Annotated in this window: 20 protein-coding genes, 2 tRNA genes and 1 pseudogene; 10 read left to right on the forward strand and 13 right to left on the reverse strand. The window is 42.1% G+C overall.

Translation table 11 applies throughout. The features are described from left to right. Nucleotides 1–19 precede the first annotated feature (19 nt). On the forward strand, nt 20–277 hold the full coding sequence (locus tag F899_RS05320) for a DUF2798 domain-containing protein (RefSeq protein WP_004810801.1): 258 nt from the start codon (nt 20–22) through the stop codon (nt 275–277). A gap of 47 nt (nt 278–324) precedes the next feature. Here the strand turns inward: F899_RS05320 and F899_RS05325 are convergent, their stop codons facing one another. After that, on the reverse strand, nt 325–2,721 hold the full coding sequence (locus F899_RS05325) for a glycerophosphodiester phosphodiesterase (protein ID WP_004810800.1): 2,397 nt from the start codon (nt 2,719–2,721) through the stop codon (nt 325–327). Between the two features lie 259 nt (nt 2,722–2,980). Here F899_RS05325 and F899_RS05330 point away from each other — a divergent pair, with 259 nt between their 5' ends. Together F899_RS05330 and F899_RS05335 are read left to right on the forward strand one after the other, a co-directional pair. Further along, entirely contained in the window at nt 2,981–3,973 is a 993-nt protein-coding gene (locus tag F899_RS05330) for an NAD(P)H-quinone oxidoreductase (protein WP_004810798.1), read from the forward strand. Between the two features lie 357 nt (nt 3,974–4,330). Beyond that, nucleotides 4,331–4,510, forward strand: coding sequence for a hypothetical protein (locus F899_RS05335; RefSeq protein ID WP_004810797.1), 180 nt, complete (start codon nt 4,331–4,333; stop codon nt 4,508–4,510). Between the two features lie 143 nt (nt 4,511–4,653). Here the strand turns inward: F899_RS05335 and F899_RS05340 are convergent. Beyond that, nucleotides 4,654–4,739: transfer RNA gene (locus F899_RS05340), tRNA-Leu, on the reverse strand. Nucleotides 4,740–4,749: 10 nt separating this feature from the next. Next, nucleotides 4,750–4,823, reverse strand: a tRNA-Cys gene (locus F899_RS05345). Between the two features lie 153 nt (nt 4,824–4,976). On the opposite strand from F899_RS05345, the gene folD reads away from it, so the two are divergent. Both folD and F899_RS05355 read left to right on the forward strand, forming a co-directional pair. Beyond that, complete coding sequence (gene folD / locus F899_RS05350) at nt 4,977–5,825, forward strand: bifunctional methylenetetrahydrofolate dehydrogenase/methenyltetrahydrofolate cyclohydrolase FolD (RefSeq protein ID WP_004810794.1); 849 nt, start codon at nt 4,977–4,979, stop codon at nt 5,823–5,825. A gap of 111 nt (nt 5,826–5,936) precedes the next feature. Continuing rightward, complete coding sequence (locus tag F899_RS05355) at nt 5,937–6,605, forward strand: class I SAM-dependent methyltransferase (RefSeq protein ID WP_004810792.1); 669 nt, start codon at nt 5,937–5,939, stop codon at nt 6,603–6,605. Nucleotides 6,606–6,654: 49 nt separating this feature from the next. Here F899_RS05355 and F899_RS05360 read toward each other — a convergent pair whose 3' ends face one another. The 3 genes and pseudogenes from F899_RS05360 to F899_RS05365 form a co-directional block, all read right to left on the reverse strand. Continuing rightward, nucleotides 6,655–7,077 carry a hypothetical protein gene (locus tag F899_RS05360; RefSeq protein ID WP_034424215.1) on the reverse strand — a complete coding sequence of 141 codons (423 nt, stop codon included), beginning with the start codon at nt 7,075–7,077 and terminating at the stop codon, nt 6,655–6,657. Between the two features lie 196 nt (nt 7,078–7,273). Further along, nucleotides 7,274–7,453, reverse strand: a pseudogene (locus F899_RS15780) (alpha-ketoglutarate permease); the annotation flags it as partial. Nucleotides 7,454–7,776: 323 nt separating this feature from the next. After that, nucleotides 7,777–9,606 carry a phosphoenolpyruvate carboxykinase (GTP) gene (locus tag F899_RS05365; protein WP_004810788.1) on the reverse strand — a complete coding sequence of 610 codons (1,830 nt, stop codon included), beginning with the start codon at nt 9,604–9,606 and terminating at the stop codon, nt 7,777–7,779. 1,222 nt (nt 9,607–10,828) lie between these two features. Here F899_RS05365 and F899_RS05370 point away from each other — a divergent pair. Together F899_RS05370 and groL are read left to right on the forward strand one after the other, a co-directional pair. Further along, on the forward strand, nt 10,829–11,119 hold the full coding sequence (locus tag F899_RS05370) for a co-chaperone GroES (protein WP_004810787.1): 291 nt from the start codon (nt 10,829–10,831) through the stop codon (nt 11,117–11,119). Between the two features lie 71 nt (nt 11,120–11,190). Further along, the gene (gene groL, locus F899_RS05375; protein ID WP_005221266.1) at nt 11,191–12,825 is read left to right on the forward strand and encodes a chaperonin GroEL; all 1,635 of its coding nucleotides are present in this window, start codon (nt 11,191–11,193) and stop codon (nt 12,823–12,825) included. A gap of 75 nt (nt 12,826–12,900) precedes the next feature. On the opposite strand, the gene F899_RS05380 is transcribed toward groL, so the two are convergent. Beyond that, a complete protein-coding gene (locus tag F899_RS05380) occupies nt 12,901–13,383 on the reverse strand; it encodes a copper resistance protein NlpE (protein ID WP_005221268.1) in 483 nt (160 codons plus the stop codon). 214 nt (nt 13,384–13,597) lie between these two features. Between F899_RS05380 and F899_RS05385 the strand changes: the two genes are divergently transcribed. Beyond that, nucleotides 13,598–14,752: a helix-turn-helix transcriptional regulator gene (locus F899_RS05385; protein ID WP_005221270.1), complete on the forward strand. Its 1,155-nt coding sequence runs from the start codon at nt 13,598–13,600 to the stop codon at nt 14,750–14,752. Between the two features lie 46 nt (nt 14,753–14,798). On the opposite strand, the gene F899_RS05390 is transcribed toward F899_RS05385, so the two are convergent. After that, entirely contained in the window at nt 14,799–16,130 is a 1,332-nt protein-coding gene (locus tag F899_RS05390) for a hypothetical protein (RefSeq protein ID WP_005221272.1), read from the reverse strand. 191 nt (nt 16,131–16,321) lie between these two features. Here F899_RS05390 and F899_RS05395 point away from each other — a divergent pair, with 191 nt between their 5' ends. Next, nucleotides 16,322–16,909 carry a 1-acyl-sn-glycerol-3-phosphate acyltransferase gene (locus F899_RS05395; RefSeq protein WP_005221283.1) on the forward strand — a complete coding sequence of 196 codons (588 nt, stop codon included), beginning with the start codon at nt 16,322–16,324 and terminating at the stop codon, nt 16,907–16,909. Between the two features lie 67 nt (nt 16,910–16,976). Here F899_RS05395 and F899_RS05400 read toward each other — a convergent pair whose 3' ends face one another. From F899_RS05400 to F899_RS05410, 3 genes are all read right to left on the reverse strand, one after another. After that, nucleotides 16,977–17,297: a hypothetical protein gene (locus tag F899_RS05400; RefSeq protein WP_005221294.1), complete on the reverse strand. Its 321-nt coding sequence runs from the start codon at nt 17,295–17,297 to the stop codon at nt 16,977–16,979. A 151-nt stretch (nt 17,298–17,448) separates the two neighbouring features. Further along, the gene (locus F899_RS05405) at nt 17,449–18,210 is read right to left on the reverse strand and encodes a 3-oxoacyl-ACP reductase (RefSeq protein ID WP_005221295.1); all 762 of its coding nucleotides are present in this window, start codon (nt 18,208–18,210) and stop codon (nt 17,449–17,451) included. A gap of 92 nt (nt 18,211–18,302) precedes the next feature. Further along, nucleotides 18,303–19,040, reverse strand: a complete 738-nt coding sequence (locus F899_RS05410) for a sulfite exporter TauE/SafE family protein (RefSeq protein ID WP_005221297.1) — start codon at nt 19,038–19,040, stop codon at nt 18,303–18,305. A 246-nt stretch (nt 19,041–19,286) separates the two neighbouring features. On the opposite strand from F899_RS05410, the gene F899_RS05415 reads away from it, so the two are divergent. Next, a complete protein-coding gene (locus F899_RS05415; protein WP_004810769.1) occupies nt 19,287–19,490 on the forward strand; it encodes a hypothetical protein in 204 nt (67 codons plus the stop codon). 85 nt (nt 19,491–19,575) lie between these two features. Here F899_RS05415 and rsmD read toward each other — a convergent pair whose 3' ends face one another. Both rsmD and mrdA read right to left on the reverse strand, forming a co-directional pair. Continuing rightward, complete coding sequence (gene rsmD / locus F899_RS05420) at nt 19,576–20,127, reverse strand: 16S rRNA (guanine(966)-N(2))-methyltransferase RsmD (RefSeq protein WP_005221299.1); 552 nt, start codon at nt 20,125–20,127, stop codon at nt 19,576–19,578. 3 nt (nt 20,128–20,130) lie between these two features. Then, the gene (mrdA, locus tag F899_RS05425) at nt 20,131–22,179 is read right to left on the reverse strand and encodes a penicillin-binding protein 2 (RefSeq protein ID WP_034433937.1); all 2,049 of its coding nucleotides are present in this window, start codon (nt 22,177–22,179) and stop codon (nt 20,131–20,133) included. Between the last annotated feature and the right edge of the window lie 30 nt (nt 22,180–22,209).

Here is a 22,209-nt window from a genome sequence, read left to right on the forward strand (position 1 = left end):
TTAAAAATCAGGTAAAATGATGAAAAATAGAGTTCCCAAATTTCATGCCAAACATTTGAATTGGCTCATGCCCTTGATCCTTTCCGGCATTATGAGTGGTGCAATTTCCTGCTTTAACATGCTGCTGAATAAAGGCTGGAGTGATCAGTTTATTTCATTATGGCTGCATGCCTGGAGCATGTCATGGCTGATGGCATTTCCATTAATTTTAGTGGTGCTGCCCTTAGTACGTCGTACCCTAATGAAATTCGTGGATGTGCCTAAAGGAAATCTTTAAATGAAAACACCCAATTCGTGAATTGGGTGTTTTGCTTATAAAACTTATTATTGGATAGTGACAGTTACAGGTTCTGCATACAGGGTGTATGTATAGTTTGGAGCGATTGTATAGTCATAACGCGGCATCACATAAGCTGTGCCTTTCTCTACAAATGTTACACTCTGACCATTTTGCGTATATTTAGCCGAGCCAGGCAGAACCAGCATATTTTTAAAGATATAAGAGGATTTACTGCCAACTTGTGTCTGAATCTCACCTGGAATTTCCAGAGCTTGAGCTGCTGTAGCATTGAGCTGTTTTGGCGTATTCAGTTTTACCACAAAATTGGATGCATCATGTGCATAATCTGTGGTAAGACCATGTGTTCCTTGGACATACATGCGATTAAAATCATCCTTGTTTAAACGGAACGTCCACGGCCAGAAAGTGACTCCGCGCTGGGAGGCAGTACGCATTAAATTCGCACTCAAGCCGCTAAAAGACGGATTGAAAGTGGATGAATACTGTTGAGTTGCATCCAGAATTCGCCGTGTATTGACCAAATCGCTTTGTGCGGCTGGAGTACTGGTAAGGAAACCGGTTGATACACCTGGAAGCACATTCTTCATTTGTAAAATCTGGTCGCCACTAAAACTGATCACAATAGCTTGATCATAGGCATCATGTTTATCTAGCAGTGCTTTGATCTTCGGTACGATCTCGGGCTTGTAGCTTTTAATTTCAATAAAGTTGGTGACATGTGGGTACTTTTTCACCTCAGCCAGCACTTCATCCATGGTAGGAATCTGACGGTTATAGTTCAGTGTTCTGAGCTCACGTACTTCTGCCAGTGTCATATCCTCAATGTTGCGGTTGACACCAGTCGTGCGTAACACAGAGGTATCATGCATAAGAATGACATGATCATCTTTAGTCAGATACACGTCATATTCTACTGCATCAGCACCTACAGTGATCGCTTTGAGAGTGCCCTCCAGTGTGTTTTCATCGTCTTGCGCCGGGATACCGCGATGTCCGGTAATCAGCGGCTTACGCAACAGGGTGTTGGGTGCCATGCGCTGCATAATTTCTTTATATAAGTCAGGATGGTTGCTATAAATTCCATTAACACCTGTAGCTAGAATTTTTGCTGCGTCCAAGACCTGTGCACTGTCAATCTTGGCCCAAGGCGTAATCAATAAACGTTGTAGATGACTAACTGCTTCACGTGTTAGTAATTGTGGTGGCAAGATGACGATTTTGGACAGCGATACATTGGTATTGTGGGCGATGGTCACGATATCTTTGCTGTTATAACCCAGCCCGGTCTGCTTGGAATAATCCAGAGCTGTTCGGAGCATCGGTAAATCAATACGGGCCTGACGCAGTAAATCTACATTATCGGAAATGAGGGTGATATCAGCCAGATCATAATTTTCTGTCAGTCCTTTCAGTGCCTGAACGGTTGCCGAATTTTGGATAGTGAGTAAAGGTAAAGTTCGACGCTGGGTATCTTTAAGATAATCAGTCAGGTGGCTTACTTTCTGATTGTTGCTTAGTAAATTAAGATCTGCATCAAGTTGATAAGCAGCATGGGTAGCCGCGGTCGAGACTGGGCCATTAAGCGGTGCAGCCTGGGCTAAAGTCGGTGCCATTGAAACCGGGAGTTGCTGGTCAATAATATCAGTGACTTTATTGGATTCAGGCAAGGCATCGAGTTGTTCAGTGACTTTCAGGTGGCTTACTTTCATCAATAAGCCGGCACTAGATAAACCAATGCTGCCTTGAGCCAGGTTATAAGGCAAGGTGCTATCTAACACCAGTTGATCATCCAGATAATGCCGTACACGATTTCCATACACTACAACGCTGGCCTTGTGAGTTTTCTGAAGGCCAATATCTTCGCTATGAGCAGATTTCTGAAGCACATTCCAACTATTGGTCGGCATGCGTAAAGATAGTTCCAGACCACTAGCACTGGTGGTAGCAACCCGCATGGCAAACTGGTAATAGGGGGTAAAAGACGGATCAGCGAACTGATCTGCGCCTCGGTAGATGATACTGCCCCAGCGGGCTTCATTGAGTGCTTCTTCAAATGAAAATTCCATATCGATACGGTAATTGCGTAATTGCTGGAATTTCTCTGGCAGATGCAGGGTTGTCATTTGTGTGCTATGAGCACGACCATCGATATACAAGTCGCCATTTTCAAGATATACCTGGCCCGCGTTATTTTTAGGTTGTATCCAGTCGCCAGGAAGAGCCGCCCATTTATCAAAATTCTCATCCAGTAGAACCTCTGGAATGGGAACTTCTTCATCAGGAATATTGGGCTCAGGAGCCGGCTGATCTGGCTGGGTTACCGGTGGCTGTAAGGAGCCTGAATTCTTGTCGTCATCATCAGAACATGCGGCGAGGCCCAAGGACAGCAAAATAGAGAGGTAGAGATGAGCAGGTTTCATGCTTTTAATATTCTCAAGTCATTTATATTTGAATTTGAGAAATTAAAAGCAGAACATGACATTTATATGGATTTGTCATAAATGAAAATAATTCTTACAGATTAAAATTTCTTTTTTTAAAGAATAAGGTGAGATCTCAATGCCATGCATTTTTCTTAATGATGGCCAGGTCTTCGACATAAGTCCGACTTGGCTTTAAAGCTGGAATTATCTATGTTCAAATAGGGTTAGGAAACAGTTAATACATGCGGAATGATCTATGTCACAAAAAACTATGCAACACGTCATCATTACAGAACCGGGTGGAGTGGATAAACTCGCTTATGAAACGGTTGTCATTCCTGAACCGAAGGCCGATGAGGTGCTGGTCAAGGTTCATGCCTTTGGAATTAACCGTCCGGATATTTTGCAGCGTCAGGGCTTGTACCCGATGCCAAAAGGGGTGACGCCTGTTCCAGGTCTGGAAGTAGCCGGTGAAGTGGTTGCAGTTGGAAGTGACGTAAATCAGTTTAAAGTCGGTGACAAGGTGTGTGGCCTGACCAATGGTGGGGGCTATGCAGAATATTGCGTCGTACCTGAAAGCCAAACTTTGAATATTCTTGAAAACGTAAGCTTTGTTCAGGCCGCTGCTATTCCTGAAACCTTCTTTACGGTGTGGGCAAATGTATTCCAGATGGGTAAAGCCAAGGTAGGAGAAACGGTGCTGGTGCATGGTGGAACCAGTGGGATTGGGACTACGGCACTCATGCTATGTAAATCACTGGGTATTAAAACCTTTGCCACAGCAGGTAGTGATGAAAAAATCCAGGCGATTTCACATCTGACCACAGGAGTTAATTACAAAACTCAGGACTTTGAGCAGGTGATTAACGAAGCAACGGACAATGCTGGTGTAGATGTGATTCTGGATATGGTTGGTGCGCCCTATCTGGAGAGAAACCTGAATCTATTACGCCGTGATGGTCGTCTGGTGTATATCGCATTCTTGGGGGGAGCTAAGGCTAAGGAAGTGAAGCTGGGTCAGATTATGATGAAGCGCCTGACGATTACCGGTTCAACCATGCGTGCGCGTAACACAGCGGAAAAAGCTGAAATTGCACAAGGTCTGAAAATGCATGTAGCACCTTTATGGGCAAAAGGTGAATGTTTGCCAATGATTTATAAGACTTTCAAATTTAATCAGATTCAGGATGCACATGCAGCTATGGATACAGGCGAACATATCGGAAAAATTGTGGTAGAAGTGATCTAGTTCACATATTATTAAAATACTTAAAGGAGGGGGCTAATGGCTTCCCTCCCTTTTTTTGTGCAAAAAATGACAAGGTATGTCAGTTTTTAGCAATACAATAACAGCTGAAATTTATAGCATTTAAACTTGAAAGAAAACATACTTATTTATGTGAAAATTTTCCCAAAGTCTTTTTTTATAAAAATATATAAATAACAAATATTTAGAATTTTTATTTGAGAGCTGTTTTATTAATTCCGACGAACGGTAGTTATGTTTTTGAACTTTAAGTAAAAAATGGTCAGGTTTTTGCAATCCTTATAGAGACTGTTTATCCAATAGTCACCTTGTTCTCCTTTATCCAAGAGAGTAATAGCGATGATGATTGCAAAAGGACCATTTAAACGGATCCATCAAACTCGAGCACTAACACAAGTGATTCAAGCCAGATTATTTAACCGGGTTACGACACAGCAGGCTAAAATTTTCTATTTGGCATTATTAAATCTTGAAAGTTATATGACCAAATTGTCTAAGCCTAAACGCAAACGTCGTTAAGCCGATTCAAGCTATCTTACCCTCGCAGAAGGCAAATCTATTTTATTGATTTCGGCTGTAAATAGATTTCACTAAATTTCAGGCATAAAAAAAACCAGCTTTCGCTGGATTCTTTATTTGCACCATCTTCAATAGTAGAAGAATGGTGCCCGAGGCCAGACTCGAACTGGCACGCTTTGTGGGCGGGGGATTTTAAATCCCCTGTGTCTACCGATTTCACCACTCGGGCTTTAACAAGATGGAGGCGGAGGTCGGAATCGAACCGGCGTCCACGGAGTTGCAGTCCGCTGCATGACCACTCTGCCACCCCGCCGCGTCTTGTTGATGCGTATATTATCAAGCTCTGAAAAAAAAACAATAGTGTATTCATTCATATGCGCATAAAAGCAGCATATGGCGGAAAATATTAAGAATTATCATGTAGAATGTGCAAAATTGATTCATATCAACACTTGGGAGAAGTGCCGTGGCATTAGTTCTAGACGGTCGTGCATTGGCGAAGCAAATTGAAGCTGACTTGTTAACTCGCGTGGAAGCGCTGAAAGCAAAATCAGGTCGTACTCCAATTCTTGCGACTATTTTGGTAGGTGACGATGGTGCATCTGCAACTTATGTTCGTATGAAAGGCAATGCTTGCCGTCGTGTCGGTATGGATTCATTGAAAGTTGAGCTTCCAAAAGAAACCACAACTGAACAACTTCTTGCAGAAATTGAAAAACTCAATGCAAACCCTGATGTTCACGGTATTTTGTTGCAACACCCAGTGCCTGCGCAAATTGATGAGCGTGCTTGTTTCGACGCAATCTCTCTTGAAAAAGATGTGGACGGTGTAACTTGTCTTGGCTATGGCCGTATGGCGATGGGTGAAGCGGCATATGGTTCTGCAACACCTGCTGGCATCATGACTATCCTGAAAGAAAACAACATTGAAATTGCAGGTAAACACGCTGTTGTTGTCGGCCGTTCTGCAATTCTGGGCAAACCAATGGCAGCGATGCTGCTTGAAGCGAATGCCACTGTGACGATTTGCCATTCACGTACTCAAAACCTGCCGGAATTTGTGAAACAAGCAGACATCATTGTCGGTGCGGTAGGTAAGGCTGAGCTGATTCAGAAAGATTGGATCAAACCAGGTGCGGTAGTTGTAGATGCCGGTTTCCATCCACGTGATGGCGGTGGTGTGGGGGATATCCAGTTAGTTGGTATCGAAGAAATTGCTTCTGCTTACACGCCAGTTCCAGGTGGTGTAGGCCCTATGACCATTACCACTTTGATTCGTCAAACGGTTGAAGCTGCTGAGAAAGCATTGGGTTAATTGCTTTGTTCCTTCTCCCTCTGGGAGAAGGCTAGGATGAGGGGTATTAAACCTTTACCTGACCCTCTCCTAAAAGGAGAGGGGATTTTTAAATTAGAATGAATAAAAACCATGAGCTGTACTTTCCAATTTCCTAAAGCTCCTGAGCATCTTCTACAAGCCTTGCATGATGTGATTCCACATTGTGAACTGCATGCACAGCAATTGCCGGATACACCTATTTCACTGTGGCTAATTCCGCCAGTATTTCCAACTGATAAGCTGGATGATGAAGTCATCCGTCGTATCTGGAATGATACGCCGTATTGGATCTTTTGCTGGGCATCTGGTCTTGCGATGGCGCAGTGGCTGCTGGCAGAACCACATCATGTGAAAGATAAAGTAGTGCTGGATTTTGGTGCAGGTTCAGGTGTCGTTGCAATTGCAGCAAAAATGGCAGGTGCAAAACGCGTCATTTGCTGTGACATTGATCAAGTGAGTTTAGAGGCGTGTCGTGCCAATGCTGAGTTGAATAGTGTTGAGCTTGAATACTTGGATGATCTGTATAAAGCAGAACAGGTGGATATCCTGTTAGCCGCCGACGTACTTTATGACCAATGCAACCGTTTCTTCCTGGATGAGTTTTTAAAATTTGCGCCTGAGGTGTGGGTTGCAGATAGTCGGGTAAAAAACTTTAGCCATCCCAAATATGAAAAACTGGATGAGCGTAGTGCTACCACCTGGCCGGATTTGGATGAATCTCCAGAATTCAGAAACGTCAGTTTCTATAAGACACTTTGAAGCGAAAAATAAAAAAAGGGCATTAAGCCCTTTTTTCATATCTTAGAGATTATGAGCAGGTGAATTGAATCACGCGTAATGTGCTTGGGCGGGCATTCAGGGCATCACGCGCGCCTGGATTTTCAGTATTGTACAGGTCAGGCGTGTTGCTTAAACTGATTTGAGTACGGCTATTGCCGAGCTGGCGACCATACTGTTCATCTGGTAATGCAGTATTACTAATCTCATTACTGCTGAGTACGCTTACATTCCAGTTTTTAGAAGTACCAAGTGCCTGTCTGCAAGCAGCCTGCAATTTTCCTTCATCCTGACTGGTACGACCAGAAAGTGTATAGCGTAATGTTGCAGTATTTGCACCTTGCTCAATGACTTCGTAACCAGATTGACCGTTATAAGGTTGAGGTGTGCTTTGGCAGGCAGTAAGCACCAAAGTGCCGAAACCCAAACCTAGTAGAAAAACTGTTTTTTTCATCATGATGATTTCCCATTTTTTATACAGCAAGTATGCCATAGCATTGAAAAGACAAAATGGCAGTAAACTTAAAAATCCAATAAAAAAGCTTTCTGAATGTTTCCACTCAGAAAGCTTAAACAGCTCAACCATTAATTAGTCATCAGTAATCATGCTGTATTTTTAGTGTCCTTCATGAAGATATAAGTCAGCAATATGCATAAATTCCCATAATCCATGCGCCAATCGGCGTATTAAAAAAACTAGGGCAAAATAGCAGCAGCTTTACGGTGTCATCGCCTTTAGGGGAAAATTTCGAAGCAAAATATAAAGTAAAGGCTGTATAAACATATAAGTCGTATCATTCGACTAGGTTTCCTGCGGAACCACCGAGAATAGAGTTGACACATGTTTTATAAAAGTAAAGTTAAATAATTACAGGGTCTTATGCTTATATAGTTTTTAATTTTTATAGAACTTGAGTTTTAATGAAACAAGAGAGATAGTTTTGATAATTCAAAGCATTAAGTTATTTATTTTTATATTAAATTTTTGATTTTTTAAGATAATTTTTATTGATTAAATGTTGTTGAATAATTTAAGAGGTATTAGAGAAATCTAATAACTGCAAAAATTGGAAAAATGAAAGTACTTAAATTTAATGAATAACCAGCAATAAAAAAAGGCCGCTTACGCGACCTTCTTAAATTAAATCAGCACTTAAGCAGATTTAACTGCTTCTAAAAGCTCAGCTTGACGTTTTTTCAACGCTTCAGGTAAACGATCACCTAATTTGTTGAATAATTCAGTGTGGCTTTCAAGTTCTTTGATCCATTGATCTTTGTCTTGAGAAGTTACCAGGTCAAACTGTTCTTTAGAGAAATCAGTACCGTTCCAGTTCAACTGTTCGTAAGTTGGAACACGGCCAATTGGAGTTTCAACAGCAGTTGCACGACCTTCACAGCGGTCAATGATCCATTCAAGAACACGCATGTTTTGACCGAAACCAGGCCATACGAAGTTGCCTTCAGCATCACGACGGAACCAGTTCACGTTGTAGATACCAGGCAGCTTGTTGCCTGCAGCAGCAGCTTTCTCGCCCACTTTCTCACCCATTTCTAACCAGTGAGTGAAGTAGTCAGCCATGTTGTAGCCAGCAAATGGCAGCATCGCGAATGGGTCACGACGAACAACACCTTGTTGACCAACAGCAGCAGCAGTGGTTTCAGAACCCATGGTTGCAGCTTTATACACGCCATCAACCCAATCAATAGCTTCTGAAATTAGCGGCACTGTGTCTGCACGGCGACCACCGAAGATGAACGCAGAAATTGGAACACCCGCTGGATTTTCCCAATCAGCATCGATAGAAGGGCATTGACCAGCAGCAACGGTGAAACGAGCGTTTGGATGCGCTGCTTTTTCTTCGCCAGTGTGTGGTTGACCTTTCCAGTTGGTCAGGTTAGCAGGTGCTTCTTTAGTCAAACCTTCCCACCAAACTTCGCCGTTGTCAGTCACAGCAACGTTGGTATAGATCACATCTTTGTGCAGTGTAGCCATACAGTTCGGGTTGGTCTTGGTATTCGTACCAGGCGCTACACCGAAGAAACCAGCTTCAGGGTTGATTGCGTATAGACGACCGTCTTCACCTGGTTTGATCCAGGCAATATCGTCACCTACAGTTTCAATCTTCCAGCCTTCGTAGCCTGCTGGTGGAATCAGCATCGCGAAGTTTGTTTTACCACAAGCAGATGGGAATGCAGCTGCGATGTAGTGTTTTTCGCCTTGTGGATTTGTCACGCCAAGGATCAGCATGTGTTCAGCTAACCAACCTTGTTGACGACCCATGTAAGATGCAATACGTAAAGCTAGACATTTTTTACCTAGCAATGCGTTACCGCCGTAACCGGAACCGTAAGACCAGATTTCACGCGTTTCTGGATAATGTACGATCCATTTGTCTGGGTTACATGGCCAAGCAACGTCTTTTTGACCTTCTTCCAATGGTGCACCAACAGTGTGTACACATGGAACGAATTCGCCGTCAGTACCTAAAACGTCATAAACCGCTTTACCCATACGCGCCATTTTAGACATGCTAACAGCAACATAAGGAGAGTCAGTCAGTTCGATACCGATGTGTGCAATATGAGAACCTAAAGGACCCATAGAGAAAGGAACAACGTACAAAGTACGACCTTTCATTGAACCGTCAAATAAGCCATTTAGGCGAGCACGCATTTCAGCTGGAGCTTCCCAGTTATTTGTCGCGCCAGCGTCTTCTTTGTTTTCTGAACAGATATAAGTACGACCTTCAACACGAGCAACGTCAGAAGGATCAGAATTTGCAAGGTAAGAACCTGGATGAGTTTCCTGGTTAAGCGCTTGCATTGTGCCGTTAGCGATCATCAAGTCGATATAACGTTGATACTCTTCTGCGCTACCGTCACACCATTCAATTTTTGCTGGTTTTGTTAATTTAGCAATCTCTTCCACCCAAGCAATAAGCTTAGGGTGACGAACGAATTCTGGTGCGTTCACTTGGGTCATGGTGAGGCCTATCTCAAAAGTGTACAAAACTATGTACAAAGTATAGTCTGGGTGATGAAAACATCGCCCAGATGAAATATGAAAAAAAAAGTGGCTGTATTAAAGCATAAAATGACAAAAAAAATAAGACCAAAGCAGGGTTAGAGTTAAATTGTCACATAATGCAATATTTTAAATAAGTATTTAAAAAACAGTAGTATATAAAATAACATTGCAGAGTAATCTTGTATTTATTTTAATTATGGTTAATATTTTTAATAAATATAATTATAAAAAACATTTACTTATTATTTTTCTAGGAATGACTCTTATCATTGATTAAATAAATGAGGGTAATTTGAATTTTGCATAGTACTGAATGACATCTGTTTAGCATTTAGACAGTTTGCCAGAAAAATAATCAATGCTGATGATTTTCCGAACTATTATAAACCATATATATCTAATTTCTATCACATAAAAGACTGTGGTTATAGAATGTTGGAGTCATTTCTATTTAAGATCATGATTGAACTTTGCTATATAGCTTATTGTGATTTTAAATTTTTGATTTTAAAAATAAAATTTATAATTTCTGCTTTCTTAAAGCGCCTAAGAAAAACCACTTTAAGATTAATTTTTAATTGGTTAGTAACTTACGATTGGTAGGTATTAGAAAGTCAACCTTGATCTTTTAGGCTTAGCTCTATGAAGCCAATAACAGTATTCTCCAGGTAAGTATCTTCAACGAATGTGGGCATAGAAATGATCATCCTGTACAAGGCTGAAGCACTATATAAATAGTATTCATTATGTGGAAAAAATTATCTATATAACTAGGTCATTCCAAGAAATAGCTTTATATAGAAGATGAGTTTAAGGTGTTTGCACTGCTTATTTTAAATTATTTATCAGATAGGAAAGAGGAGTAGCGCTGTATCTACTGACTGTTCAAATATAAGCACTATTATACTTCACCACGTTCTTAAAGAAGCTTATAGAAAGATGAAAAATTCTGAAAACTGAAGGCTATACTCTAATTTCAGACTGGCCTTGAAGAAAAAAGCAGCAAAAGTATATGCACATGATAAAAAAATAAAAAAAAATGAATTTTTTTTCAGTTTTACCCTTGAAGCGATTTATTCCATCTCCATAAAAGTGACATCTAAAAGTTTTGATGACGACCAGGGAATAACTAAGTCGTCATCAGTAATCAAAAAGACTTAGTCTGGTGGAGTTAAAAATGAGCAACATTCGTCCATTACATGACCGCGTTGTTATTCGTCGTGTTGAAGAAGAAACTAAAACAGCTGGCGGTATTTTACTTCCAGGTTCTGCAGCAGAAAAACCAGCGCAAGGGGAAATTATTGCAGTTGGTAATGGTCAAATCACTGACAATGGCGTACGCGCGTTAGACGTTAAAGTTGGCGACAAAGTATTGTTCGGCACTTATGCAGGTACAACTGTAAAAGTAGACGGGGAAGAACTACTTATCATGAAAGAATCTGACATTTTAGCGGTTCTTGAAGGTTAATCTTCGCTAAAACAGTCTTACATATTCCATATCAGATTTTGTAAAGCTACTAATAATACTCGGAGTCAAATATGTCAGCTAAAGACGTAAAATTTGGTGATTCAGCTCGTGCGAAAATGATCGCTGGTGTGAACATCCTTGCAGATGCAGTAAAAGTAACACTTGGTCCTAAAGGCCGTAACGTTGTCATCGACCGTTCTTTCGGTGCCCCACATATCACTAAAGATGGTGTAACTGTGGCGAAAGAAATTACTTTAAAAGACAAGTTCGAGAACATGGGTGCTCAACTTGTTCGCGAAGTATCTTCAAAAACCAATGACATCGCTGGTGACGGTACAACGACTGCGACTGTTCTTGCTCAAGCAATCTTAAATGAAGGTATCAAGTCAGTAACTGCGGGTATGAACCCAATGGATCTGAAACGTGGTATCGATATCGCAGTGAAAACTTTAGTTGCTGAAATCAAGGCAACTGCTCAGCCTGCTTCTGATTCTAAAGCAATTGAGCAAGTAGGTTCGATCTCTGCTAACTCTGACACTACTGTTGGTAAACTGATTGCGCAAGCAATGGAAAAAGTAGGTAAAGAGGGTGTGATCACTGTTGAAGAGGGTTCAGGCTTCGAAGATGCACTTGACGTTGTAGAGGGTATGCAGTTTGACCGTGGTTATATCTCTCCATACTTCGCAAACAAACAAGACACGCTAACTGCTGAACTTGAAAACCCATACATCCTATTGGTTGACAAGAAAATCAGTAACATCCGTGAATTGATCACTGTACTGGAAGCAGTTGCGAAAACTGGCAAACCACTTCTGATCATTGCTGAAGATGTTGAAGGCGAAGCGCTTGCGACTCTGGTTGTTAACAATATGCGCGGTATCATTAAAGTATGTGCTGTTAAAGCACCTGGCTTCGGTGACCGTCGTAAAGCAATGCTGCAAGACATCGCCATCCTGACTGGCGGTACTGTGATTTCTGAAGAAATCGGTATGCAGTTAGACCAAACGACTCTTGAACACCTGGGTACTGCGCACAAAGTAACAGTTTCTAAAGAAAACACAGTGATTGTGGATGGCGCAGGTAATGCAGCTCAGATCTCTGACCGTGTTCAACAGATCCGTGCGCAAATCGAAGAATCTACTTCTGAATACGACAAAGAAAAACTTCAAGAACGCGTAGCTAAATTGGCTGGCGGTGTTGCTGTTATCAAAATCGGTGCTGCAACTGAAGTTGAAATGAAAGAGAAGAAAGACCGTGTAGACGATGCACTTCACGCAACTCGCGCAGCGGTTGAAGAAGGTGTTGTTGCGGGTGGTGGTGTTGCACTGGTACGTGCTGCAGCTGCACTTGACGGTGTGAAGGGTGCAAATGATGACCAGAACGTAGGTATCAGCATTCTTCGTCGTGCAATTGAAGCGCCACTTCGTCAAATCGTATCTAATGCTGGTGATGAGCCTTCAGTTGTGATCAATGCAGTGAAAAATGGCCAAGATAACTTTGGTTACAACGCTGCAACTGGCGAATACGGCGATATGCTTGAAATGGGTATTCTTGATCCAGCAAAAGTAACACGTTCTGCGCTTGAGCATGCTGCTTCTGTTGCTGCATTAATGTTGACAACTGAATGTATGATCACTGATATCCCAGAAGACAAACCTGCTATGCCTGATATGGGTGGCATGGGTGGTATGGGCGGCATGATGTAATTCATCAACCGGTCATTGATCTAAAAAATCCCCGTATTTGCGGGGATTTTTTTCATTCAGGTTAGCTTAAAAATATTAATGTTTGATTAATCTGTAATTCAGATTGCTGTTAATTTTCTCGCCAGTTTGAATATCTCGAGCTTCTAAGAAATTTTCACCGACAAAGAATTTACGATTTTCACCTTTTTCATCCAGCGTAATAATTGAAGTCATTTTAGGGTCAAAGCTAAAACTTCCTTTGGTTTTGGTTTCTGTGCTTTTGGTATCGGAAACATACTCTTCTTTCAACTCATAGGTTTTGTCAGGATGAAGTTCCAGCTCCACTTTAATGGCTTCACAATCCGCACATGGGAAAGTTCCTTCGTATTCGCCCGCCCAGTCAAGAGAAGTTTCTGCAGTATCGCCTGCAGGTAAGCTGCGTGATGTCGCTGGCGTATTCATCTGAGCAGAATTTTCTGAATCCATATTTTCATTGCTAGAGGGTTCTTGGTTTTTAGAACAGGCACTTAAACCTAGCGTGATTGTGGTCATTGCGACGATAAGGAGAGACTTTTTCATTTTTATGCCCGTTTTGCATTTGCTAATATTCAACATAAAAATTTAAAAATCATAAGGGTAGTACAACTTTGTAAATGATGTATTGATTAAGTGAAATTCACTCTGCACGTGTGATGAGGTAAAGGAATTGCTAAAATAATAAAAAATAAAATCACTATCATCTTAAATAAATAGTGCTTTCACAGGTTTAAAAAAAATAATAATGAGGGCAATGATGGATTTGAATAAAGAAAATAACATTATTGCGCATATCTATGATGCAGCACTGGATCCTCAGTTATGGACTCAGGTTATGCATGAGCTAGTGGAATACACACAAAGCAAGACAGCCATCTTTACTGCGATGGATCAGCTCAACCCAGCTTACAACTTTGTCCATACCTATAATATTCCTTATGAAGGTCTAGCAGCTTATCGGGATGAACGTATTCAAGTCATTGATATGAAGCTGCACTTGCCGCTATGGAATGAGATTGCAGTGGGAGAGGCTTTACAGATCAATTGTCAGCATTATCCTTCCATGAAAGGTTCAGAAGAGCATATCTTTTATGAAAAATGTTTAAAGCCTACCGGTATTTTACATCTTGCAGGTGTATTGCTGGATCGTGGTGATTTTAGTTGGGCGGTACTGGGAATTCACCGGGCACCTGAAGCCACCCCTTATGGTAAAGAGCAGCTGGATTTTCTGGAGCGTATCAGTATTCATTTAAGGCGAGCGCTACAGATTTATCGTCAGTTCAGTTTAGTTATTCAGGATAAGTACAATGCTTATCAGGCCATGAACGCTCTAAAGGTCGGGATTGTATTATTACTTGAGAATTTCGAGATACAGTTTGCCAATATTGAAGCAAAAAAAATGCTGAGGCAGAATCAGGAAATTGAAATAGATCAGTACAATTATCTGAAGCTTAATAGAGCCTATCATCTGCAACTAGAACAACTTATCAGAGGGTCTTTACAGCAGGGAAGTGGGGGAATAAGTAAAATCGGTGGAGTAATGGCTGTAGAGGATGCAACAGGTCATTGCATCATGCTGACAATCGTACCTTGGTCGAAACAGTCAATAACATCTATTGAAGAATCGAGACAATATCAAGTTGCAATATTTTTGACGGACCGAAATCAATACCATATCTTGTCACAAAGCTATTTAAGGCAGCATTATCAGTTGACATGTCGGGAGATCGCATTATGTGAATACCTGATCAATGGTTATAAACCTGAAGAGATTGCTGAACAGATGCAACTCAGTATTCAAACCATTAGAACTTATATGAAAAAGATTTATGAAAAGCTAGAAGTGAATAGCCAGATTGAGCTGATACATAAGTTGATGAACTGTACGTTACAGTTTCAGCATATTGCATAAAAAGCCAGGTTAATTACCTGGCTTTTTAAAGTTATACCAAGAGATATTACGTTGTTGGCTGTGGCTCAGGAGCGGGTTCTGGATCACGCTGGAAATCAGCCCGAGTGAAAGTGACAGCAGGTTCACCTGTTGGGGTTAATGTCATGGTAGTTGCATTAACTGTATAGGTTCCAAGAACGAATGGAGAGGTTTGACTATCATGTAGACCACAACTTTCATTTGTATCGAACAAGTTATTGGTGACTGTGAGGATGTTGTTCGAAGTAGTGTATTGGCCATATTCAATACCCTCTGGGCCACAATCCTCTCCTCCTATAGTATCAATCAGGAAGTAGTAGCCGTCGTTCAAGAATACCAGTACATGGGTATCATCCAGCTCCCACGTACCTACGAGGCCATTGGTTGAATTTTCTACTCGTGTAAGGGTAGAGGTATCATCTTCATCCAAACCAGTTTCAGTAAGAACTAAGTTTGTACCGTCAAAAGTTAGGGTATAACCTTCGTCACCTTCTGAATCTGAAAGCCCCCATGATCCATTAGTGTCACCATTTTCATCAATCACAGGTGTGATAACCCCACCTTTCCAGTTCCACTGAAGATTCCCAAGTTCATAACCTGGTTCTCCATCATCATCTGCCTCATCGGCTTCACCTAGTTTGTAGCTACCATCGGTATAAACCACTAAAATGACTTTATCCGATTTATCTGCAGAGCCTAATTGCCATGTGCCAGCAATATCTTTATAGAAAGCTTCTTGAATATTAGCTGCAGCTTCATCAGGAGTAACTGGAGTTACGTCGCTAAGCTGTAATTGGTCCTGAATAAGGGTTGTTATACTGTTATCAGAATCCTCTAGTGCTGTCTCGAATGTAGTTGCAGAGGTGAAAGCTGTGTTAATTCGATTAATGACATCTTGAGTAATTTGAATACCATTATCATGAGCATTGTAATCTGCGGGAGCACCTGTTGGCGGTGTAATATAATCTGCATCAATCGATTGCAGGAAGATTGTTAATGCTTCTTCTAATTCTTCATCTTCATTTCCAGGTATGTCTGGATCATTCTCATAAAGATCTGTCGGAGTAATCCGGGCTTGAGCTGGAACTCCATCCTGTTCACCTAGCTGAAGGTTTCCGATAAAGAATCTAATTGTATCACCTGTATTATAATTAAATTTACCTTCCGCATTGGTAGAGCCTCTTACACCACTTGATGTTTCATAGCGGACGTTTTCAATTGGGCCATCAGTCAAGATACCTTGCTGTGTTCCAGGTGGGTTGCCACCATTTCCTGGTGAGTGATGGTCATCGTCATCATCATTACATGCGGTTAATGCAAGGGTGGAAAGCATTACTGCGAGTATAGTTTTTTTCATCATTGACCCCATGGGTGGTTTATAATTGTCCACCTGAGTCTAGGGAAGCCAATGATTAAGGAATATCCCAATATTGGGAGGTTGATTGTATAAAAAGTGCATCAAATAATGTATTTACATTCGATTACAAAGCGAATTAAACTCTAATATTGGTACACTATTACATAATTTTTTATTTATTTTGCGATTGAATTGTGTTTGAAAATTTAGTTGAAAAAGCACTTAAATTGATGGGCTGGGAAACAGACAATCACTGGCCTGAAAACCTGAGCCAATGTGTCATGATTGCTGCGCCGCATACCAGTAATTGGGATGCATTATATGCACGGCTAGCGTTGAAGGCATTAGGTGTCAATGTGCGTATTACCATTAAAGACAGCTACATGCAGTTCCCATTGGGTCCTTTTGTACGTGCGATGGGTGGAATCGGAATTGATCGCCGTCCCAAGCAGGCAGGTGAGCCGCGTCCAAGTATGGTTCAGGTGATGACAGACCTGTTTAAGCAGCATCCTGAACTGGTCATGTTGGTTACACCTGAAGGAACACGTGCCCGTCAGGAGCAATGGAAAACCGGTTTTTATTATGTTGCGGTAAATGCTGGCGTCCCGATTGCACTGGCTTATATGGATTATGAACATAAGAAGGCGGGTGTAGGAAAAATCATTCATCCCACAGGAAATTTTGAGGAAGATATGGCTGAGATCATGGATTTCTATGCGGGCATCCAGGCCAAATTTCCTGAAGAATTTAGTGTAGATCAGCGATATTACAAAGCGAGTTAAAATGAAAAAACAGGAGAATACTCCTGTTTTTTTAGCATTAAGATTTTATTTCATATTGCATTAAAGATCAGAATAATTCTTTGGCTGGAATGCCCCCCAGATTTTGACAGGCCGATTTGTATAGTTCATATTGCTGATTCACGATTTCAGAGAGCGGGATTTCAAAAGATTCCTCGCCATTTTTATACTGTTCTATATAAGCCTCTGCTTTGCTTTTTGAGCTATACAGAGAATGCTCATAATATTGAGTCACACTATTATGCTGCATTTGCGAAGGTTCAATACCCTTACAGTGGAAGAGTTTTAAAATGTGTTCGGCTTTTTGGGCATCATGTGACATACAAGCTGTCAGTAGCAGAGTCAGGCTCAATACTGCTAAGGCTTTCATAGGGAGAAGTCAAACGGTTTTGAAAGGTCTCGATATTTTAAAAGGTATTTCGAGTTTCAAAACCGTTTTTTTTGAACAGTTGGTTAAAATGTGAGGCATCGTACAATCGGAGTCAGTATTGAACGATTCTATGATCATGTATCAAGGTTGATTAACCTTTGACTAAGCCTCCATCTACAATCAGGTTTTGCCCCGTGACAGCGCGTGAATAAGGAGACAGGAACATCAAGATTGCCGACGCGAATTCTTCAGGGGTAATGACACGGCGTAATGGCGTTGACTGAGCAATCAGATCAAACACAAAATCAGGCGTGGCTTTGCTGGCATCTGTGGTTTGTAATAGGCCGCCTGAAAGCATATTTACATTAATTCCATATTGACCAAGATCCTGCGCAGTAGTACGGGTAAATGCCAGTAGCGCGGCTTTAGCAGTCGTATAGTCATGATAAGGCACCACCGGATTTTGAACCAGATTGGTACCGATATTCACAATCCGGCCAAAATGTGCCTGTTTCATATCTTCTAGCGCCGCCTGAGTCGTATTGAGGCAAGCCTGAACAGCACCACTGAATTGATGCGACATCATCTCCCAAGACAAATCCTCTACCTTGGGACGATTATCACCATTAAATTCAAACTGTATCAGGGCATTGTTCACAACCGAATGAATGCCTTCACCAAAATGTGCTTTGCTTGCGGTAAACAGGGCTTTGACCTGATCTACTTGAGTAACGTCTGCCTGATAGGTAAATACCTGATCGGGATACTGCTTCTGTAAAGCTTCAGCCTGCGTTTTACTACTAAGATAGTTCACCACTATACGTGCACCTTCTTCAATCAGAAGCTGGCTAATTGCCAGGCCAAGTCCACGTGCACCGCCAGTCACAAGCACAATTTGATCACGAATTTGCATAGCTCATTTCTACAGAAAAATCATTCAAGTTACCTTAGCAGTAAACTGGCTGAAAGCAAAGTAGGACAAGGCTTTGGCCTTTTTGGAACAGTTTAATGGATCAACTCTTTAAGCAGCAGGAAACATCCTGAACTGAAAAGTAGTCCAAGAACAATTTGCTTAAAGTGCAGTTCTGAAATGCGATGGAATAGGCGCGCACCCAAAATAGCGGGAATACTGACTGCAAGAATCAGTACAGCCATATAGGGCAAGTGACTCTGATTTAAATTGCCCTGATATAGATAGGCTGCCAAGGTAAACATCTGAATGGCGAAATTAAAATGACGTAAAATATAGCGCTGCTGATCTTTGGGGAGCTGTTTGAGCATTAACCAGGCAGAAGGTACGGAACCACAAAATCCCCCCAAGCCACCTAAAATGCCACCTACCAAACCGATACTGGCATCTGCAGTTTTGCCTGAATGTTGAATCAGTCGGATCTGAGGATTCAACAACATGAGTGGACACCAGATGATGAGGAACATACCCAGTAAGACACGGAAAGTATGTGCCTCAATGATATTCAGTAACCAGGTGCCGAGCGGGACGCCGATCAGTCCGGCAATTAAATACGGTAAATAAAGTGCTTTATACAAATGAACATGCTTTTGTTCATTCGATAATGAAATAACATGGCTCCAAATCGAAGCAAACACAAGGAGGGGAGCAGCAACTTGAGGACTGAGTACCCATACCCAAAATGACATGGCAATTAAAGCGAAGGCAAAACCGGTAAGACCTTGTACAAATCCTGCGATCATTGCGCCTAAAATAAATAACAGCCAGGTCATATTGATTAGTAGATAACTAAAGCCAGCAGTATTCAAAAGATTGCTGAAAAAGCCAAGCTAATATTTAGCTGTATTTGTGCACAGCTTAGTCGAAGTTCAGATAACCAATTTATTTGAAGATAATTGAATTGTTTTGATGGTGAATAAAAAGCAAACAAATCGGTACAGGAGACCAACAATGGCTGCGTGTACTCTCCATGAAATCGCCTGATACTGGCAGAGTGCAGGAAGGAAGAGGTGATGAAAATGAAAAAAATGATATTACTGTCATCTGTGCTGGCAGTGGCTTTAACCGGTTGTATGGTCGATCCTTGGGATGATGATTATCGTGGTCATCGAGACCGTAATGGACATTATGACCGTAACCATGGTGACCGGGACTGGAAAGATAGAGATCATCGTGATTGGAAACGTGATCGGGAAGACCGTGACTGGCGTGATCGCCGTTAAGAGATCAGCTATTTATAACTTACATTTCACAAAAAAGGATTCCATACAGGAATCCTTTTTTAATATTTATTGTGCAAATATTCATTTACTTTTTCTGATATAAGCCTGCACGTACTGTCCCAGCCTTGGTATTTTTAATCAGTTGCCAAGAAGAGGGAAGCTGCAACGTATTTAAATCCCGATCTGCTTCGACATAAATCAGGCCTTCAGGCTTGATTAGCGGATCAGCAAGTTCAGCCAGAGAAGTCCATAAGTCCAAGCTGTAAGGCGGGTCTAAAAAGACCAGATCAAATTGATCTTTCAATGTTTGCAAAGCCTGCTGCGCCGTGGTTACTTTCAGTTGTGCACGTGCTTTGGTGACTTGAAGCAGCTCCAGATTCTGGCTCAGAAATTGTGCCTGAGTACGATCCGGTTCAATCATCACCACACTGGTTGCACCGCGGGAAAGTGCTTCAAAGGACAAAGCACCAGAACCGGCACAGATATCCAGCACCTTGGCATTCTGTACATCCCACATCAGCCAGTTAAACAGGGTTTCACGGACACGGTCCGGGGTGGGACGTAAACCGTCAATACTGGCAAAGGCAAGCTGACGGCGTTTCCAGTCACCACCAATAATTCGTAGCTGATTTTTCATATATTAATCTCCTTCTACAGCTGGTGCAGAGTTTGCAGATGAGCTCGAACGAGATGTATTCGATGTTGCGTTTGAGGAAGTTTGTGGTGCATCCGTGCTGTTAGGTGTTGCCGCAGCATCAGGGCTAAGCATACTTGCACCACTTGGTAGCTCGCCAGGTTTAATACCGGCGGTCATCAGTCCCCCACTTAATTGATGATTGAGTGGGCGTACCGGATTCTTATCTTTATGCAGTAACCAGTAATCAAAAATAGGGCGGGCGAGTGCAGTGGCTGCACTACCGCCGCGGCCATTCTCCAGAATGACTGCAATGGCAATTTCAGGCTTTTCTGCAGGAGCAAAACCGACAAACAGACCATGGTCAAGCTGGCGATCAGTCAGCAGGGCTTCATTGTAACGTTTACCCTGGGCAATACTTTTTACCTGTGCTGTGCCAGTTTTACCGGCAATACTATATTGCAGGCCGCCTTTAATACCGCGACCCGTACCCGACTGAATCACATCAACCATGGCATCGCGCATTTTGAACCAGTCTTCTTCTTTACCATTAAAATCAATTTTACCATGGGTGCCATTATGGACTTTAAATGCTTTGGCGCCACGGCTTTCACGCAAGACATGCGGTACGACTTTATTGCCATGATTGGCAGTAATTGCTGTTGCCATCGCTAACTGCAATGGCGTTGCTGTAAAGGCACCCTGACCAATACTCACAGAAATCGTTTCACCACGTGACCATTTAGAGTTGCGGGTACGCATTTTCCATTCAGGACTTGGGTATAGACCAGAGCTTTCACTTGGCAGATCGACACCCGTTTTTTCACCAAAACCAAACTGTCGCATCCAGTCATTCATCTGTTCAATACCCATACGATAGGACATGACATAGAAATAGGTATCGCAGGAAACCACCTGGGCTTTATGCAGATTTACAGTGCCATGTCCAGTTTTCTTATGATCACGGAAACGGTGACTATCACCCGGCAAAGTGAAATAGCCGGGATCAGAAATCGCTGTATCCCAATCGACCAGACCATAATGAAGGCCACCCAGGCCAAACATCGGTTTAATGGTCGAACCAGGAGGATAAGTTCCTTGCACCGCCCGGTTATACAGCGGCTGATCAAGGTTATCACGCAAGTAAGAATAATCTTTGGTACTGATTCCGGTTACAAACAGGTTCGGGTTGAAACTTGGGCTAGAAACCAGTGCTAAAATTTCCCCTGTGCCTGGATCCATGGCAACAATGGCGCCACGACGTCCCGCCAGTTGCTCGGAAGCAACCATTTGCAGGCCATAATCTAAAGATAAAAACAGGTCATTCCCGCGTACTGGATCCTTACGTCCAAGATGACGCAGCACATTACCATGTGCATCTGCTTCGACTGATTCATTGCCAGGAACACCGTGGAGCAGCTCTTCATAGGATTTTTCGACCCCGATTTTCCCGATCAGGTTGGTACCCGCGTAAAGGTCCTTATCAATACTTTTTAATTCTTTGTCATTAATACGGCCCACGTAACCAATCACATGTGCAAACAATTCACCATGTGGATAGTAACGGGTCATCTGGGTATCAATTTTTACCCCTGGGAACAGGTGCTTAATTTCACTAAAGCGGGCAATATCGGTTTCGGTCAGATTCAGTTTGATAGAAACACGTTCTGTTTTTTTTGCGGTTTTAATCCGGCTATTAAAACGCTCGATATCTTCTTCGTTCAGTTCCAGAATCGGGATCAGGCGCTTAATCGTATCATCAATATCCTCAACATCGGCACGACTTAAGGTCGCGGTAAATACCGGATAGTTATCTGCCAAAAGGACGCCGTTGCGGTCATAGATATAGCCACGTGCAGGCGCAAGTGGTTGCAGGCGGATACGGTTCTGGTCAGAAGCCGTGTTGAACTCATCGAAGCTGACAATCTGCAAATAGGCATAGCGGCTGATCAGTAGCAGCATGCAGATGATGACCAAGCCAATCGAGAAAAATACACGATTGCGATAAATGCGTTTTTCTTGCTGTACATTTTTTAATGGAAAATGCTGCTTCATACGAGATCGACTTAGACCTGAACACGGATA

The organism is Acinetobacter sp. CIP 101934 (assembly GCF_000369585.1).
In the GTDB taxonomy this organism is placed as follows: domain Bacteria; phylum Pseudomonadota; class Gammaproteobacteria; order Pseudomonadales; family Moraxellaceae; genus Acinetobacter; species Acinetobacter schindleri.